The 16,893-nt window shown below is 70.5% G+C and carries 18 protein-coding genes; 6 read left to right on the top strand and 12 right to left on the bottom strand.

Going from position 1 to position 16,893, the window contains the following annotated elements; genetic code table 11:
* Positions 1-2: 2 nt before the first annotated feature.
* From paaB to BW996_RS16580, 5 genes are read right to left on the bottom strand one after another with little or no spacing between them, the layout of a single operon-like run.
* Positions 3-323, bottom strand: a complete 321-nt coding sequence (gene paaB / locus BW996_RS16600; protein WP_037477100.1) for a 1,2-phenylacetyl-CoA epoxidase subunit PaaB — start codon at positions 321-323, stop codon at positions 3-5.
* Complete coding sequence (gene paaA, locus BW996_RS16595) at positions 320-1,351, bottom strand: 1,2-phenylacetyl-CoA epoxidase subunit PaaA (protein ID WP_037477104.1); 1,032 nt, start codon at positions 1,349-1,351, stop codon at positions 320-322. The genes paaB and paaA overlap by 4 nt, the downstream gene beginning before the upstream one ends.
* A gap of 50 nt (positions 1,352-1,401) precedes the next feature.
* Positions 1,402-2,715: a phenylacetate--CoA ligase PaaK gene (paaK, locus tag BW996_RS16590; RefSeq protein WP_037477106.1), complete on the bottom strand. Its 1,314-nt coding sequence runs from the start codon at positions 2,713-2,715 to the stop codon at positions 1,402-1,404.
* A gap of 14 nt (positions 2,716-2,729) precedes the next feature.
* The gene (gene paaI / locus BW996_RS16585) at positions 2,730-3,179 is read right to left on the bottom strand and encodes a hydroxyphenylacetyl-CoA thioesterase PaaI (protein WP_037477109.1); all 450 of its coding nucleotides are present in this window, start codon (positions 3,177-3,179) and stop codon (positions 2,730-2,732) included.
* A gap of 9 nt (positions 3,180-3,188) precedes the next feature.
* On the bottom strand, positions 3,189-4,001 hold the full coding sequence (locus BW996_RS16580; RefSeq protein ID WP_037477112.1) for an enoyl-CoA hydratase-related protein: 813 nt from the start codon (positions 3,999-4,001) through the stop codon (positions 3,189-3,191).
* A gap of 90 nt (positions 4,002-4,091) precedes the next feature.
* Here BW996_RS16580 and BW996_RS16575 point away from each other — a divergent pair, with 90 nt between their 5' ends.
* The gene (locus BW996_RS16575; RefSeq protein ID WP_037477115.1) at positions 4,092-4,694 is read left to right on the top strand and encodes a phenylacetic acid degradation protein PaaY; all 603 of its coding nucleotides are present in this window, start codon (positions 4,092-4,094) and stop codon (positions 4,692-4,694) included.
* Between the two features lie 27 nt (positions 4,695-4,721).
* Here BW996_RS16575 and BW996_RS16570 read toward each other — a convergent pair whose 3' ends face one another.
* The 5 genes from BW996_RS16570 to BW996_RS16550 form a co-directional block, all read right to left on the bottom strand.
* Complete coding sequence (locus BW996_RS16570; protein ID WP_051631399.1) at positions 4,722-5,684, bottom strand: LD-carboxypeptidase; 963 nt, start codon at positions 5,682-5,684, stop codon at positions 4,722-4,724.
* On the bottom strand, positions 5,681-6,304 hold the full coding sequence (gene tadA, locus BW996_RS16565; RefSeq protein WP_051631400.1) for a tRNA adenosine(34) deaminase TadA: 624 nt from the start codon (positions 6,302-6,304) through the stop codon (positions 5,681-5,683). The genes BW996_RS16570 and tadA overlap by 4 nt, the downstream gene beginning before the upstream one ends.
* Before the next feature lie 31 nt (positions 6,305-6,335).
* Positions 6,336-7,472 carry a GGDEF domain-containing protein gene (locus tag BW996_RS16560; protein WP_076459014.1) on the bottom strand — a complete coding sequence of 379 codons (1,137 nt, stop codon included), beginning with the start codon at positions 7,470-7,472 and terminating at the stop codon, positions 6,336-6,338.
* Between the two features lie 90 nt (positions 7,473-7,562).
* On the bottom strand, positions 7,563-8,267 hold the full coding sequence (locus BW996_RS16555; protein WP_081837886.1) for a winged helix-turn-helix transcriptional regulator: 705 nt from the start codon (positions 8,265-8,267) through the stop codon (positions 7,563-7,565).
* Between the two features lie 92 nt (positions 8,268-8,359).
* Positions 8,360-9,052, bottom strand: a complete 693-nt coding sequence (locus tag BW996_RS16550) for a nucleoside/nucleotide kinase family protein (RefSeq protein WP_051631403.1) — start codon at positions 9,050-9,052, stop codon at positions 8,360-8,362.
* A 200-nt stretch (positions 9,053-9,252) separates the two neighbouring features.
* On the opposite strand from BW996_RS16550, the gene BW996_RS16545 reads away from it, so the two are divergent.
* The 4 genes from BW996_RS16545 (at position 9,253) to BW996_RS16530 (ending at position 14,588) form a co-directional block, all read left to right on the top strand.
* A complete protein-coding gene (locus BW996_RS16545) occupies positions 9,253-10,584 on the top strand; it encodes an NAD(P)/FAD-dependent oxidoreductase (RefSeq protein ID WP_037477124.1) in 1,332 nt (443 codons plus the stop codon).
* 166 nt (positions 10,585-10,750) lie between these two features.
* A complete protein-coding gene (locus BW996_RS16540) occupies positions 10,751-11,551 on the top strand; it encodes a gamma-glutamyl-gamma-aminobutyrate hydrolase family protein (RefSeq protein ID WP_037477127.1) in 801 nt (266 codons plus the stop codon).
* Between the two features lie 99 nt (positions 11,552-11,650).
* The gene (locus BW996_RS16535) at positions 11,651-13,018 is read left to right on the top strand and encodes a glutamine synthetase family protein (protein ID WP_037477129.1); all 1,368 of its coding nucleotides are present in this window, start codon (positions 11,651-11,653) and stop codon (positions 13,016-13,018) included.
* A 160-nt stretch (positions 13,019-13,178) separates the two neighbouring features.
* Entirely contained in the window at positions 13,179-14,588 is a 1,410-nt protein-coding gene (locus tag BW996_RS16530; RefSeq protein WP_037477132.1) for an aspartate aminotransferase family protein, read from the top strand.
* Between the two features lie 9 nt (positions 14,589-14,597).
* On the opposite strand, the gene vapC is transcribed toward BW996_RS16530, so the two are convergent.
* Positions 14,598-14,999, bottom strand: coding sequence for a type II toxin-antitoxin system VapC family toxin (gene vapC, locus BW996_RS16525; protein ID WP_037477134.1), 402 nt, complete (start codon positions 14,997-14,999; stop codon positions 14,598-14,600).
* Positions 14,996-15,190 carry a type II toxin-antitoxin system VapB family antitoxin gene (locus BW996_RS16520; protein WP_037477137.1) on the bottom strand — a complete coding sequence of 65 codons (195 nt, stop codon included), beginning with the start codon at positions 15,188-15,190 and terminating at the stop codon, positions 14,996-14,998. Before BW996_RS16520 ends, vapC begins: the two co-directional genes overlap by 4 nt.
* A 123-nt stretch (positions 15,191-15,313) precedes the next feature.
* Between BW996_RS16520 and BW996_RS16515 the strand changes: the two genes are divergently transcribed.
* Positions 15,314-16,807 (top strand): aldehyde dehydrogenase, encoded by a 1,494-nt coding sequence (locus tag BW996_RS16515; protein WP_037477140.1) that lies wholly within the window; start codon positions 15,314-15,316, stop codon positions 16,805-16,807.
* The last annotated feature ends 86 nt before the right edge of the window (positions 16,808-16,893 follow it).

Below are 16,893 nucleotides of genomic sequence, written 5' to 3'. Positions count from 1 at the left end.
GCTCACATGTGGTTCACGGACTCGGGCAAGGTGTAGAAGGTCGGGTGGCGGTACACCTTGTCCTCCATCGGATCGAAGTAGATGTCCTTGTCGCCGGGATCGCTCGCGGTGATCTGGCTGGAGGGCACGACCCAGAGGCTGATGCCTTCCTGGCGCCGGGCGTAGACCTCGCGGGCCAGCTGGATGGCCATCGCCGCGTCCGGCGCATGCAGGCTGCCGCAGTGCTTGTGGTCCAGGCCGGCCTTCGGGCGGACGAAGACCTCCCACAGCGGCCATTCGTGGCGGGCAGCGTCGTGGCCCGTGGATGCGTTCGGGGTGCTCATGCGGAAACCTTCTTCGGTTCGGTATGCTTGCGGGCGTGGGCGAGTGCGGCCTCGCGCACCCAGGCGCCGTCTTCCCAGGCATCGACGCGCATCTGCAGCCGCTCGCGGTTGCAGGGCCCGTCGCCGCCGACGACGCGCCAGAACTCCGCCCAGTCGATCGGGCCGAAGTCCCAGTGCTGGCGCGCGTCGTTCCATGTCAGGTCCGGGTCGGGCAGCGTGACGCCGAGCTCCGCCGCCTGCGGCACGGTGGCGTCGACGAACTTCTGGCGCAGGTCGTCGTTGGAGATGCGCTTGATGCCCCAGCGCATCGACTGCGCCGAGTTCGGGCTCTGGTCGTCGGTCGGGCCGAACATCATCAGGCAGGGCCACCACCAGCGGTCGACCGCGTCCTGCACCATCGCGCGCTGCGCCTCGGTGCCCTGCTTCATCATCACCAGCAGGCTGTCGTAGCCCTGGCGCTGGTGGAAGCTCTCCTCGCGGCAGATGCGCACCATCGCCCGCGCGTAGGGCGCGTACGAGCAGCGGCAGATCGGCACCTGGTTCATGATCGCCGCGCCGTCGACCAGCCAGCCGATCACGCCGATGTCGGCCCACGTCAGCGTGGGGTAGTTGAAGATCGAGCTGTACTTGGCCCGGCCCGAATGCAGCGCGCCCAGCATCTCGTCGCGGCTGGAGCCCAGCGTCTCGGCCGCGGCGTAGAGATAGAGGCCGTGGCCGCCCTCGTCCTGCACCTTGGCCATCAGGATGGCCTTGCGCTTGAGCGTGGGCGCGCGGGTGATCCAGTTGCCCTCGGGCAGCATGCCGACGATCTCCGAATGCGCGTGCTGGCTGATCTGGCGCAGCAGCGTGCGGCGGTAGTTGTCGGGCATCCAGTCCTTGGCCTCGATGAAGCCGCCGTCGTCGATGCGCGCGTCGAAGCGTTCCTGCAGATGACGTTCGCGCTGCATCTCGTCGAGGCTGCGCACCGGGCGTGCGGCGCCCTCGCCGGGGCCGTCGCGGCCCATCGTGTCCATGGCTTGCGTGTACATCTTGGCTCCTGCTTGGCTCCTGAATGGGCTCGTGGATCCCGGGGGCCGCCTCAGCGCGGGCGGCGGTCGAACACCCGCCGGGCCTTGCCGACCAGCGTGCGCTCGAGCGAATCGCTGGGCAGCACCTCGACCCGGGTCGAGATGCCCACCAGCGTCTTGATGCGCTGCGCCACCCAGTCGGCCGCGGCGCGGGCATCGGCCGGCGACAGCGCCAGCCCCGGCTGGCTCTCGCAGCACACCCGCACCTCGTCGAGGTGCCCCTCGCGCCCGACATGGATCTGGTACTGGCCCGAGAGCTGCGCATGCGCCAGCACGATCTCCTCGATCTGCGTCGGGAAGACGTTGACGCCGCGGATGATCAGCATGTCGTCGCTGCGGCCGACGATCTTGCCGATGCGCCGGAAGGCGCGCGAGGTCGGCGGCAGCAGCCGGGTGAGGTCGCGGGTGCGGTAGCGGATCACCGGCAGCGCCTCCTTGGTCAGCGTGGTGAAGACCAGCTCGCCTTCCGAGCCGTCGGGCAGCACCTCGCCGGTCTCCGGGTCGATGATCTCGGGGTAGAAATGGTCCTCCCAGATCACCGGGCCGTCCTTGCTCTCGACGCACTCGCTGGCCACGCCCGGGCCCATCACCTCCGACAGGCCGTAGATGTCGACCGCGTCGATCGCGGCCTTCTCCTCGATCTCGCGGCGCATCGCCTCGGTCCAGGGCTCGGCGCCGAAGATGCCGACCTTCACCGACATCTCGCGCGGGTCCAGCCCCTGGCGCGCGAACTCCTCGACGATCACCTGCATGTAGCTCGGCGTGACCATGATGAGGTCGGGCTGGAAGTCGCGGATCAGCTGCACCTGCTTCTCGGTCTGGCCGCCGCTCATCGGGATGACGGTGCAGCCCAGGCGCTCGGCGCCGTAGTGCGCCCCGAGGCCGCCGGTGAACAGGCCGTAGCCGTAGGCGATGTGCACGATGTCGCCGGCGCGCCCGCCGGCGGCGCGGATCGAGCGCGCCACCAGATCGGCCCAGCGGTCGATGTCGCCGGCCGTGTAGCCGACCACCGTGGGCTTGCCGGTCGTGCCCGAAGACGCATGGATGCGCGCCACCTGCGTGCGCGGCACCGCGAACAGCCCGAAGGGATAGTGGTCTCGCAGGTCCTTCTTGGTGGTGAACGGAAACTTCGCCAGATCGGCGAGCGTCTTCAGGTCGTCGGGATGCACGCCGCGCGCGTCGAACGCCTGGCGGTAGTGCGGCACGTTGTCATAGGCATGGCGCAGCGTCTGGCGCAGGCGCTGGAGCTGCAGCGCGGCGATCTCGTCGCGGCTGGCGGTCTCGATCGGCTCCAGGTCGCCGGGGGCGGGTTGGCGCACAGGCATGGGGCGAAATCTCCTCAGACGGCGGGCGGCACGGTCGGCCGGCCCTTCATGCGGTGGGAGCGCCCGCGGAAGACCGCGATGCGCTCGCCGCGCTGGTTGGTGACGGTCACGTCGTACACGCCGGTGCGCCCGGCCAGCGAGACTTCCTCGGCGGCGGCGCTGAGCTGGTCGCCCTCGCGGCCCGGCGCCAGGAAGTCCACCGACAGGCCGGAGGCGACCGTCAGCGCGTTGTACGCGTTGCAGGCATAGGCGAAGGCCGAGTCCGCCAGCGTGGTGATCAGCCCGCCGTGGCAGATGCCGAAGCCGTTGAGCATGTCGGGGCGCACCGTCATCGTCATCACCGCGCGACCCGGCGCGATCGACGCCACCGCGATGCCCAGCGCCTGGCAGGCGCGGTCCTCGCGCATCATCGCGACGGCCACATGGTCGGCGGTGGCCTGGGGGTTCAGGTCGTGTGCGTTCATGGCGGGCGCTCAGCGGTCGGAAAAGCTCGGCGCGCGCCGGGCCATGAAGGCGGCGACACCTTCCTGATAGTCATGCGCGAAGCCCAGCTCGCGCTGCAGCGCCTGCTCGTGGTCGAGCGCGCCGGCCAGGTCGGTCTGCTGCGCCGCGTCGAAGGCACGGCGGGTCTCGACCAGCGCACGCGTCGGCATCGCGGCCAGCCGCGCGGCCAGCGCGCCGACCTCGCCAGCCAGCTCGGCGTCGTCGACGCAGCGCCAGATCAGGCCGATGCGCTCGGCCTCCTGGGCGGGCAGGCGATCGCCCAGCATCGCCAGGCCCAGCGCCTTCGCCCGGCCGACCGCCCGCGGCAGCAGCCAGGTGCCGCCGCAGTCCGGCACCAGGCCGATCTTCGAGAAGGCCTGGATGAAGCTGGCCGAGCGCGCCGCCACCACCAGATCGCAGGCCAGCGCCAGGTTGGCGCCCGCGCCGGCGGCCACGCCGTTGACCGCCGCGATCACCGGCACCGGCATCGAGCGCAGCCGCAGCAGCATCGGCCGGTAGAAATGCGCCAGCAGGTGGCCGATGTCGCTCTGCGGCGCCACCGCCGGATCGGCCAGATCCTGCCCGGCGCAGAAGGCGCGGCCCGCACCGGTCAGCACCACGCAGCGCACGCTGGCGTCTTCGGCCGCCGCGTCCAGCGCCAGGAACAGCGCGCGCAGCAGATCGGTGGTGAAGCTGTTGAGCACCGCCGGGCGGTCCAGCGTCAGCGTCAGCACCGCGCCAGCGCGCTCCTGGCGCAGCGGAGATTCAGGGTGTCCGGGATGTTCAGGCGTCACGTCAGGCATCAGGGTGTCTCCTGGGGTCTCGTCAATTGACCGACCGTTCGGTAGATATTAGTCTCCCAACTTGATCCCGGACAATCAAGGAGAAACCCGATGCCCTGCTACAGCCTCGAAGGCGTCATCCCGGTCGTGCACCCGAGCGCGCATGTGCATCCGACCGCGGTGCTGATCGGCGACGTGCATGTCGGCCCGAATTGCTATGTGGGCCCGTGCGCGAGCCTGCGCGGCGACTTCGGCCGCATCGTGCTGGAGGAAGGCGCCAACCTGCAGGACACCTGCGTGGTGCACGGATTTCCCGAGCAGGTCACGCGGATCGAGCGCAACGGCCACATCGGCCACGGCGCGGTGCTGCACGGCTGCACCGTGCGCCGCGACGCGCTGGTCGGCATGAACGCGGTGGTGATGGACGAGGCGGAGATCGGCGCGGAGGCGATCGTCGCGGCCTGCGCCTTCGTGCCGGCAGGCGCGCAGGTGGCGCCGCGCACGCTGGTGGCGGGCACGCCGGCCCGCAAGCTGCGCGACCTGAGCGAGGCCGAGGTGGCCTGGAAGCTCGAAGGCACCCGCACCTACCACGACCTGACGCGGCGCTGCCTGGCCACGCTGGTCGAGGTGCAGCCGCTGACCGAGGCCGAGGCGGTGCGCCCGGTGCTGCAGGCGCCGCCGGTGAAGTCGCTGATCGCGACGCGGCGGGCCTAGATCCTCGCCTGCGCGAGGATGACGGTGTCAGTCGTGGTCGTGGTCGTGGTCGCAGGCCCAGGACAGCAGCACGTCGCGGCGCAGCACCTGCAGCTCGACGCAGCGGCCCACCGGCAGCGTCACCTTGGTGGGCACATGGCCGAAGGGCAGCCCGGTCAGGATCGGCACCGGGCAGACCGCACGCAGCTGCGCCACCATGGTCTTGAGCGTGTAGCCGCGGTCCAGCGGCGACTTGCGCCAGCCGCTGAAGTCGCCCAGCACCACCGCCTTCTGCGCGGCCAGCACCCCGGCCTGGTGCAGCTGCAGCAGCATGCGCTCGACCCGGTAGGGGTGCTCGTTGATGTCCTCGAGAAAGAGGATGCCGCCCTCGATGCGCGGCCAGTGCGGCGTGCCCAGCAGCGAGCACAGCACCGTCAGGTTGCCGCCCCACAGCACGCCGTGGGCGTGCAGGCCGTCGAAGCCGGCCTCGGTGCGAAAGCCCACCGCCTCCAGCTCGCCGCTCATCGCCTCGATGAAGCAGTCGGGCGTGAGGTCGTCCAGGCCGCCGGGGCCGTCGCCGTCGGTGCGACCGAAGTCCTCGATGCCCAGCGGGCCGTGCCAGCTGCTGCGCCCGGTGTGCGCCAGCAGCGCCAGCTGCAGCGCGGTCTGGTCGCTGTAGCCGACCCAGCGGGTGCCGCGATCGACCGCCGCCGCCAGCCGGTCCCACTCGATGCGGTCAAGCAGCCGCGTCAGCCCATAGCCGCCGCGGGTGGCCAGCGCGATCGAGGGCGCGGCGTCGGCCACGCGGTGCAGCGCCGCCAGCCGGGTGTCGTCGTCGCCGGCGAAGCGCTGGAACTTCGCGGTCGCGCTGGCGTCGACCGTCACCGCGAAGCCCAGCCGCGCCAGGCGGGCGGCGGCGCGGCGCAGGTCGGGCGCGCGCATCACCACGCCGGACGGGCTGTAGAGGGTCAGCGTCGGCCGGGCCGCGTCGACAGGTTCGGTCAGGCTCATGGCTTGAATCCCAGGTTGTTCAGATCGTTCAGATTCAGATCGTTCAGGTCCAGCTCCAGCACCTCGCCGGCCGGGATGGCGGGCAGCGCGGCCGGCGGCGCCTGCAGGCAGGCCTGCGCCTCGCGCTCGCGCTGGCGCTGCGCCTTCTGCTCGGCGCGGCGCCGGGCGAAGAACTCGCGCAGCAGGTCGCCGCAGGGCCCGGCCAGCAGCCCGCCCTGCACCGTGGTGTGGTGATTGAGCTGCGGCTGCGCGAACAGATCGACCACCGAGCCGGCCGAGCCGGTCTTCGGATCCCAGGCGCCGAAGACCACGCGCTTGAAGCGCGCGTGCATCAGCGCCATCGCGCACATCGCGCAGGGCTCGAGCGTCACGAACAGCTCGCAGTCGGGCAGGCGGTAGTTCTCGATCAGCTCGGCGGCGTGGCGCAGCGCCACCATCTCGGCATGCGCGGTCGGGTCGTGGGTGGTGATCGGGCGGTTGTAGCCGGTGGCGAGGACCTGGCCGTCGCGCAGGATCACGGCGCCCACCGGCACCTCGCCGATCAGCGCGGCATTGAGCGCCTGGTCGAGCGCCAGGCGCATCGCGCGCTCGTCGGTAGGCGTGAAAAGGAAATCGGACATGCGCCGATCATAAGGAAGCGGCGTGAAGGCCTCAGCCCAGGGCGGACTCGACCCGGTTGCGCCCGGCCTGCTTGGCGCGGTAGAGCGCCCGGTCGGCGCGATCGATCAGCCGCTCGATCGGCTCCCCGTGCCCGCAGGCCCAGCCGATCGACAGCGTGACCGCGATCTGCGCGTCGGACGAATCGGACGCGTCGCGGCCGGTCTCGATGCGCAGCGCCTCCACCCCGCCGCGCAGCCGCTCGGCCAGCGCCCGCATGCGTGCGGCGCCCCGGTCGGGCAGCAGCAGCAGGAACTCCTCGCCGCCGTAGCGGCAGACCACCTCGGCGCCCTCCTCGTGCGCCAGCACCAGCAGCCGCGCCACCGCCTGCAGCACCCGGTCGCCGGCCTGATGGCCATGCCGGTCGTTGACCTGCTTGAAATGGTCGATGTCGACCAGCATCACGCCGATCGACATGCCGGCCCCGCTGCCGTTGTGCGTCAGCTCGTGCACCCGCTCGGTCAGGAAATGCCGGTTGTGCAGGCCGGTGAGCGGATCACGCCGCGCCTGCTCGGTCAGCCGCTCCTGCAGCGCCGCGATCTGGTCGAGCCGCTGCTGCAGCTCGCCGCGGGTGCGGTGCAGCAGCATCGAGCGCTGATAGGCGCCATAGGCAAAGCCGAGCAGATAGACCTCGAGCGTCAGCAGGCTCAGCAGCGCGGCGATCCGGTCGGTCTCGAGCACCGGCGTGATGCCCAGGCCGAAGGTCATCAGCACCGCGCCCGCCAGATAGAGCCCGAGCGCCTGCAGCGCGCCGCGCGGCCCGCGAAAGGCCATCAGGTTGGCGGTGATGCAGACCGAGGTGGCGGCGGTGATCCACAGCGGATGCCCCAGCCAGCCCGACCACAGGCCGAAGCACAGCGCATCCAGCAGCATGTGGCCGACCTCGGTCTCCCGGGGCTGGGCCGACCGGCAGGCACGCCAGTACATCAGCTGCGGCAGCAGCAGCAGGTGCAGCGTCAGCAGCGTCCAAGCCAGCGGTCCGACCGCCTCGAGACCGCGCATCTGCGCCGCCATCGCCGGCCACAGCAGCACGAAGGCCATCGACCGGTTGCGACGGTTCATCGCCACCAGCCAGTGAACCCGACCGGTCGGCACGCCGGGCTGGACCGTTTCGGATATCTGCAATGACATGCGGCAATGGAGTGCGTTTATTTCATTTTCGCACTCCTCGCTGCGGATGCAAGCAGGGTTTGTGGACGACAGGGATACCTGGGGGCGGCTTCAGGCCGCGGCGCCCTCGCTGAAGCGGTAGCCGATGCCGCGCACCGTGCGGATCAGCTCGCCCGCATCGGCCGCACCCAGCTCGCGGCGCAGCCGGCGGATGTTCTGGTCGACGGTGCGCAGGTCGACCGCCGCGCCCTCGCCCCAGACCTGGTTGCGCAGCATCTCGCGGGTCAGCACCCGGCCGGGCTGCTCGACCAGACAGCGCAGCAGCCGCAGCTCCACCGGCGACAGGTCGAGCTCGACCCGCCGGCCCTGGCGCCGCACGGTGATCAGGTGGCGGTCCAGATCGATGTCGATGCCGCCCTGCCGGTTCAGGTCGGGCGCATCGACGCGGTCCGGCAGGCCCTGCAGCCGCTCGACCAGATCCCGGGGCGCATAGGGCTTGTGCAGGCACAGCGCGACCCGGGGCACCCGGCTGCAGCAGGCCGGCGAGCCCGACAGCACCACGATGCGCACCGTCTCCGACAGGCGGGCGCAGAAGGCCAGATCGGCGCAGTCGGGCGCATCGGGATCGATCAGCAGCACATCGGGCAGCACCTCGCCGGCCAGGCGACAGGCCTCGGCCGAGGTGGCGGCGGTGACCGCAAAGAAGCCGGCCTCGCGCAGATGCAGCGCCAGCAGCTCGCGGATCACCGGGTCGGCCACGACGGTCAGCACCGTACGGCGGACGGCTCCGGCAGCGGATCGGGCGACATCGGACATGGCAGGCGGACTCCGGCAAATGTGAAACGTGATCTGACCCGCGATGCTGTCGCCCTCCCGTGACAACCGTTTGACAATGGATTTGACGGAACTCAGCCGATCATGACGGTCCAGTCGGCGCGCTCGCGGGTGGCGGCGATGCGCCGGGCATTGGGCTCGTCGGTCGACTCGGCCCAGGCCTCGGCCTCGGCGGGGGTGCGGCCGAAGCGGATGTGGCGCTCGACCAGCCGGCGCCGGCGCAGCGCGTCGTCGACGCCGACATACCAGGACGCGTCCAGCAGCCCGCGCACCGGCGCCCAGCCGTGCTCGTCCAGCAGCAGATAGTTGCCCTCGGTGATGACCAGCCGCACGGTGTCGGGCACGCCGATCGCGCCGGCCACCGGCTCCTCGATCTCGCGGCGGAAGACCGGCGCGTAGACCGTCTCGCCCGCGACGGGCGAACGCAGCCGGCGCAGCAGCGCCACGAAGCCGGCGCTGTCGAAGGTGTCGGGCGCGCCCTTGCGCGCGGCGCGGCCCAGGCGCTCGAGCTCGGCCTGTGCGAGATGGAAACCGTCCATCGGCACCAGGCAGGCCAGGCCGGGCTGCAGGCGCTCGCAGTGCTGCAGCAGCGCCTCGGCCAGCGTCGACTTGCCCGCGCCCGGCGCCCCGACCAGGCCGAGTACACGCCGCCCGCCGGTGCCGCTCGGGCAGGACAGCAGCGCCTCGAGCCGCTCGAGGGCTCCGGCGGGCAGGACAGGCGACGGCACGCCAGAGGACGACCCAGAGGGCAGGCAGAGAGAGGACATGGACAAGCTCCGTGCGATCGAATCGGTCAAGGAATCCAGGGATCGGAGCCGCGATTGTTCCACTGCGCACCTGGACGCATACCTGGACGCATGGCAGGACGGGATCGGTTCCATGCCGTGACAGGCTTCACGCGCCGCAGCGCCTGCCGCACAATCAGCGCGAACCCGGCAACCGCCGGACAGGGAGAGACGACGCGCGCATGCTGCTGCAGACCGACCGATCGCTGGCCCGCCATTCCTGGTACGCCGAGACGGCATCACGCCGTCAGGACCATCCTGCGCTGCAGGGCGAGGTGCGCGCGGAGGTGGCGATCGTCGGCGGCGGGCTGGCCGGGCTGTCGGCCGCGCTGGAGCTGGCGCAGCGTGGCCGGCAGGTGGTGCTGCTGGAGGCGCAGCAGCTCGGCTGGGCGGCCTCGGGGCGCAACGGCGGTCAGGCGCTGGGCGGCCTGGCCTGCGGCATGGACGAGATCGAGGCCCAGCTCGGTCTGGCCGATGCGCGTCGCCTGTGGGCGATGACGCTGGAGGCGCTGACGCTGATCCATGCCCGGCGCGACCGCTACCGCATCGCCTGCGACTGGCAGTCGGGCGCGCTGACGGTGGCCACCAGCGCGCGCAAGGCCGCCGCGCTGCGCCGCGAGGCCGAGCGCATGGCCAGCGTCTACGAGCATCCGACCCAGTGGCTGGACCGCGCGGCGCTGGGCCTGCACATCCGCAGCCCGCGCTATCACGGCGGCTGCTACGACCGCCGCGGCGGCCATCTGCATCCGCTCAAGTACGCGCTCGGCCTGGCCGACGCCGCCTGGCGCGAGGGCGCGCGGCTGCATGAGCACAGCCCGGTGCAGCGCATCGAGCGCCACCGCAGCGTCACGCTGCTGCGCACTGCGCAGGGCCAGGTCGTCGCCGACCAGGTGCTGCTGGCCGGCAATGTGCACCTGCCGGCCGTGGCCGACGCCGGCGCGCTGCCACCGGGCACCGGCGCGCGCATCATGCCGGTGGGCACCTATGTCGGCGTGACCGAGCCGCTCGACCCCAGCGAGATGGATGGCCTGCTGCCCACCCGCGCGGCGGTGTGCGACAGCAACTTCGTGCTCGACTATTTCCGCCCGACCGCCGACCAGCGCCTGCTCTTCGGCGGCAAGGTCAGCTACAGCACCCTGACCCCGCCGAACCTGGCCGGCAGCCTGCAGGCCCGCCTCGCCCGGGTCTTCCCGCGTCTGGCCTGGCGGCCGCTGACCCATGTCTGGGGCGGCTTCGTCGACATCACGATGAACCGTGCACCCGATTTCAGCCGCCTGCCCCCGGATGGGGCGGCCGGTGCACCGATCTATCTGCTGCAGGGCTTCTCCGGCCACGGCCTGGCGCTGACGGGCCTGGCCGGCAAGCTGGTGGCCGAGGCCATCTGCGAGGACGCCAGCCGCTTCGACCTGTTCGCGCGGCTGCGGCACCGCCCCTTTCCCGGCGGCGAGCGCCTGCGCACCCCGACGCTGGTGCTGGGCATGCTGTGGCACCGGCTGCGCGACGTCACGGGATGAAGCTGGGGAAGACCGCAGCCCGGACCGTGCCATCGGGGGAACCCGGTGGACGCACCCGATTGGTGCTGGCACACTCCGTGCAACACCTCGGTGCCCCTTGTCCGACCCGCAGTGAGGTCAGTAAGCCCAGCGCCTCCAGGCCAATAACCTGGTCGCGGCAAGCCCAATGAACAGCTCGATCCCGTCCCGCCGGCCCCCCGTGGTGCTGGTCCCGGCCTGCAACCGGATGCTCGGACAGCATCCCTTCCATGTCGCAGGCCAGAAATATGTCGATGCGGTGCGCCTGGCCGGCGCGCTGCCGCTGGTGGTGCCCTCCGCCTCGCGCGAGGAGCTCGACGCCCTGCTCGACCTGGCCGACGGCGTGCTGCTGACCGGCTCGCCCTCGAACGTGCACCCGAGCCATTTCGGCCAGCCAGTGCATGACACCACCCTGCCGCTCGATCCGGCGCGCGACGACTGGACCCTGCCGCTGATCCCGAAGCTGGTCGCACGCGGCATGCCGCTGCTGGCCATCTGCCGCGGCTTCCAGGAGGTCAATGTCGCGCTGGGCGGCACGCTGCACCAGGCGGTGCAGGAGGTCGACGGCCTGGCCGACCACCGCTCGCGCAGCGACGATCCGGTCGAGGTGCAGTACGGCCCGGCCCATCCGGTCCATCTGGTGCCCGAGGGCCTGATGGCGCGTGCGCTGGCCTCCCTGGGCCGACCGGCAGACATCGTCGTCAACAGCGTGCATGGCCAGGGCGTGAGCCGTCTGGCCGAGGGCCTGAACGTCGAGGCCCGCGCGCCCGACGGCCTGGTCGAGGCCTTCTCGATCGGTGGCCACCCGCAGGGTCCGGTCTTCCAGCTCGCGGTGCAGTGGCATCCCGAATGGCAGGCCGCCTCCAACCCGGTGTCGATGGCGCTGCTGCGCGCCTTCGGTCTGGCCTGTCAGGACTACCGGGACCTGCACCGCCCACCCAGTCGCTGAGTCCGCGCGCCCTGCCCCGAACGAGCATGAAGACCGCATGAGTTCCAGCGCTGGAGCCTCGTGCCGGCTCAGCTCGCCCGCATGTGACCGAGACTCCCCATGAACAGCGACAGGAAACACTTCAACTTCAACGACCTCGAGCAGTGGCTCGACCAGCACCGCGTCACCGAGATCGAGTGCCTGGTGCCCGACCTGACCGGCGTGGCGCGCGGCAAGATCCTGCCGCGCAAGAAGTTCACCGAAGACCGCGGCATGCGCCTGCCCGAGGCGGTGGTGGCCATGGGCGTGACCGGCGAATTCCCGGCCGAGGGCCCCTACTACGACGTCATCAGCCCGACCGACCACGACATGCACCTGCGCCCGGACCCGCGCACCGTGCGCATCGTGCCGTGGGCCAGCGACCCGACCGCGCAGGTGGTGCACGACTGCTACGACAAGGCGGGCAACATCGTGCCCTTCGCGCCGCGCTCGGTGCTGCGTCGGGTCTGCGATCTGTACGAGGCCGAGGGCTGGAACCCGATCGTCGCGCCCGAGCTGGAGTTCTATCTGGTGGCGCGCAACACCGACCCGGACATGCCGCTCAAGCCCCCGATCGGCCGCTCGGGCCGCGCCGAGACCAGCCGCCAGGCCTACTCGATCGACGCGGTCAACGAGTTCGACCCGCTGTTCGAGGACGTCTACTCCTACTGCGAGCAGATGGAGCTCAACGTCGACACGCTGATCCACGAGATCGGCGCCGGGCAGATGGAGATCAACTTCTTCCACGACCACCCGCTGGGACTGGCCGACGAGGTGTTCTTCTTCAAGCGCACGGTGCGCGAGGCGGCGATGCGCCACAACATGTTCGCCACCTTCATGGCCAAGCCGATCGCCGGCGAGCCGGGCAGCGCGATGCACATCCACCAGAGCATCACCGACACGCAGGGCCGCAACATCTTCAGCAACGCCGACGGCAGCGCCAGCGACATGTTCCGCTGGTACATCGGCGGGCTGCAGAAGTACATCCCGGCGGCGATGGCGCTGTTCGCGCCCTACGTCAACAGCTACCGCCGCCTTGCCCGCTTCACCGCCGCGCCGATCAACATCCAGTGGGGCACCGACAACCGCACGGTGGGCATCCGCTCGCCCGTGGCCTCGCCGGCGGCGCGGCGCATCGAGAACCGCGTCATCGGCGCCGACGCCAACCCCTATGTGGCGCTGGCGGCGACGCTGGCCTGCGGCTACCTGGGCATGAAGAACCGCGTCGAGCCCACGCCGGAATGCAAGGGCGACGCCTACCTCGGCGACTACCAGCTGCCGCGCAGCCTGGGCGAGGCGCTGGAGAAGCTGCGCGCCGAGCGTGATCTGGCCGCCGTGCTGGGCGAGGCCTTCGTCACCGTCTACACCGAGGTGAAGGAGACCGAATACGCCGAGTTCATGAAGGTGATCTCGCCGTGGGAGCGCGAGCACCTGCTGCTGCATGTCTGAACGCCCGCGGAACGACCGATCCCCTCGAACATCGACCGCTGTTCTTCACCGTCATGCCCGCGAAGGCGGGCACCCACGCAGGCCCCCACACCGCGCCCGGCGTGGCTCCCCGCCTTCGCGGGGATGACGGAGATACCCCAAAACATTCAGGACATCGACCATGACCACCACCCCCACCCGCACCACCGCCCGCACCACCGCCGACTGGCAGGCCGCTGACGCCGCCCATTTCCTGCACCCCTTCACCGACTTCCAGGCCCTGGCGAAGAAGGGCTCGCGCATCATCGAGCGCGGCGAGAACGTCTACCTCTGGGATTCCGACGGCCACAGGCTCTTCGACGCGATGAGCGGCCTGTGGTGCGTCAACGTCGGCTACGGCCAGCAGGCGCTGATCGACGCCGCCACCGCGCAGATGACGAAGCTGCCCTTCTACAACAGCTTCTTCCAGACCACGACGCCGCCGGCCGTCGAGCTGGCCGAGCTGCTCGCCGAGGTGACGCCGCCGCAGTTCAGGCACGTCTTCTTCGCCGGCTCGGGCTCGGAGGGCAACGACACCGTGGTGCGCATGGTGCGCCGCTACTGGGACCTGAAGGGCCAGCCCGAGCGCCAGGTCATCATCAGCCGCTGGAACGGCTACCACGGCTCGACGATGGCGGGCGCGTCGCTGGGCGGCATGAAGTACATGCACGCGCAGGGCGGCCTGCCGATTCCCGGCATCACCCACATCGACCAGCCGCACTGGCTGGAGCACGGCGCCGGCCTGAGCCGCGACGAGTTCGGCCTGAAGGCGGCGGGCTGGCTGGAGCAGAAGATCCTGGAGGTCGGCCCGGACAAGGTGGCCGCCTTCATCGGCGAGCCGGTGCAGGGCGCCGGCGGCGTGATCGTGCCGCCCGCGACCTACTGGCCGGAGATCCAGCGCATCTGCGACCGGTACGGCATTCTGCTGGTCAGCGACGAGGTGATCACCGGCTTCGGGCGCACGGGCAACTGGTTCGGCTGCGAGACGATGGGCACCCAGCCCGACCTGATGACGTTTGCCAAGGGCGTGACCTCGGGCTATGTGCCGCTGGGCGGCGTGATGGTGGGCGAGCGCGTCGCCAAGGTGCTGATCGAGCAAGGCGGCGAGTTCGAGCACGGCTACACCTACTCGGGCCACCCGGTGGCCTGCGCGGTGGCGCTGGCCAACATCCGCCTGATGCGCGAGCAGCACCTGGTCGAGCGGGTGCGCGACGAAACCGGCCCGCGCCTGGCCGCCGTCTTCGAGTCGCTGCGCGATCACCCGCTGGTCGGCGAGACGCAGAGCTGCGGCCTGATGGCGGCGCTGCAACTCGTGCGCGCCAAGGACGGTGCGGACGGCCGCGGCACGCCCTTCGACCCGGCGCTGGAGGTCGGCATGGTCTGCCGCGGCCACTGCTTCGGCAACGGCCTGATCATGCGCGCGGTCGGCGACCGCATGATCATCGCCCCGCCGCTGGTGATGACCGTCGCCCAGGTCGACGAGCTCGCCGGGCTGATCCGCAAATGCCTGGATCTGACGCTGGAAGATGTGCGGGCACGGGGCTGGGTGTAATTGGGCCGCCTAGTTTTCCACCATCGCTGAACGCAACCCGAGATGCTCGACGAACGGATCAAAATCCCTGTCGCTGTAAAGCAGGGGCAGATCGTCCTCGATGCAGCGAGTTGCGATCACCGTGTCGATGGTCTTGCGGATGGTCACGCCTTGCGCTCGCAGGGCGCGGTAGTTCCTTGCAGCCTGCAGGGCCATCTCTGGCCCGCCAAGCGTGATCACCTCCAGGGCGGTCATCAGCCGTCTGGCTTGATTGAAATCCTTCTCCGTACTGAATCCCTGCAGCACTTCAGCCAGGATCAAGTCACCCACGGCGATCAGCTCGGTGCCCAGCAGCGAGTCCAGCCGCTCGGTCTGCGGCGTCACCGCGCCACGGAAGAAATCGATCCACACGCTGGAGTCCACGACGATCATTTGTCGGCTCTCATGGCGTTCAGGTCACCTTCCCACCGCAGCTTGCCTCGCAAGCGGCGAAGCTCCTCCTGTTGCCGCAACCTCAGCAAGGTGCGCAGTCCCAGCTCGACGGCTTCCTTCTTGGTCTTCAAGCCGGTCAAACGCAGGGCATCGCTCATCAGCTTGTCGTCGATTTCAATATTGGTGCGCATGATGTGTACCGTTGATGCAAAGCATACACATGCTAGCGTCCTGGCATCACTGCGGCAAGGTGATGCCAGGCTGCATGCCGTCCTTCCAATCCCCTCATCCCCCCCAGGCGCACGGAAACCTTCATGACCCCCACCCCCACCTGGCACGACCGTGCCGCCGCGCTCACGCTGGATGGGCGCGCCTTCATCAATGGCCAGCGCGTGGCCAGCGCCAGCGGCGAGACCTTCGACAAGCATTCGCCGATCGACGGGCGGCGGCTGGGCGCGATTTCGCGCGGGCAGACGGCGGATGTCGATGCGGCGGTGGCCTCGGCCCGCGCGGCCTTCGACGACGGGCGCTGGGCGCGTCAGCCGCCGGCCGCGCGCAAGAAGGTGCTGCAGCGCTTCGCCGAGGCGATCCTGGCGCACCGCGACGAGCTCGCGCTGCTCGAGACCCTCGACATGGGCAAGCCGATCCGCTTCGCCCGCACGGTCGACGTGCCGGCCACCGCGCGCACCATTGCCTGGTATGCCGAGGCGATCGACAAGGTCTACGACGAGATTGCCCCCACCGGCCCGAACGCGCTGGCGATGATCACCCGCGAGCCCATGGGCGTGATCGGCTGCATCGTGCCGTGGAACTACCCGATGATCATGGCGGCCTGGAAGCTCGGGCCCGCGCTGGCCACCGGCAACTCGGTGGTGATGAAGCCCAGCGAAAAGTCGCCGCTGACAGCGCTGCGCCTGGCCGAGATCGCGGTGGAGGCAGGGCTGCCCGCCGGCGTGTTCAACGTCGTGCCCGGCTTCGGCCACGAGGCCGGCGAGGCGCTGGCGCTGCACAGGGAGGTCGACGCGATCGGCTTCACCGGCTCGACCCGCACCGGCCGGCGCATGCTGGACTACGCCGGGCGCTCCAACCTCAAGCGCGTCTACAACGAGCTCGGCGGCAAGTCGGCCTTCCTGGTGTTTCCCGATCACAAGGACCCGGCACGGGCGGCGCGCACCGTCGCGGGCAGCCTGTTCTTCAACCAGGGCGAGTCGTGCAACGCGCCCTCGCGCGTGCTGGTGCACGAATCCATCGCCGACGACTTCGTCGCCGAGGTGCGCGCGCAGATGCCCGCCTGGCAGCCGGCCGATCCGCTGGACGAGCGCACCACGATGGGCGCGCTGGTCGACGAGGGCCAGCTGCGCACCGTGCTGGGCTACATCGACGCCGGCCGCGCCGAGGGCGCCACCTGCCACGGCGGCGCGCAGGCCCGCGGCGAGACCGGCGGCTTCTACGTCGAGCCGACCGTCTTCGACCACGCGACGAACGCCATGCGCATCGCCCGCGAGGAGATCTTCGGCCCGGTGATGGCAGTGATACGCTTCGGGACCGAGGAGGACGCCGTGCGCATCGCCAACGACTCGCCCTACGGCCTGCAGGCCAGCGTCTGGTCGCATGACCTGGACCGCGCGCACCGGGTGGCACGCGCCTTGCGAGCCGGCACGGTGCATGTGAACCAGTACGACGAGGACGACATCACCGTGCCCTTCGGCGGCTACCGCCAGAGCGGCAACGGGCGCGACAAGTCGCTGCACGCGCTGGAGAAGTACACCGAGCTGAAGACCACCTGGCTGCGCATCGACGGGGCCTGAGCGGCGTGATGAAATGACGTGCGCTCACGCCATAATCGCGGCCGCGCGCCGGGGGCCATGCAGCCTGTCACGCCAGCGCACCGGTT

It is taken from the genome of Sphaerotilus natans (genome assembly GCF_900156335.1).
Taxonomy (GTDB): domain Bacteria; phylum Pseudomonadota; class Gammaproteobacteria; order Burkholderiales; family Burkholderiaceae_C; genus Sphaerotilus; species Sphaerotilus natans.
This window is presented reverse-complemented; position numbering and strand designations above follow the sequence as displayed.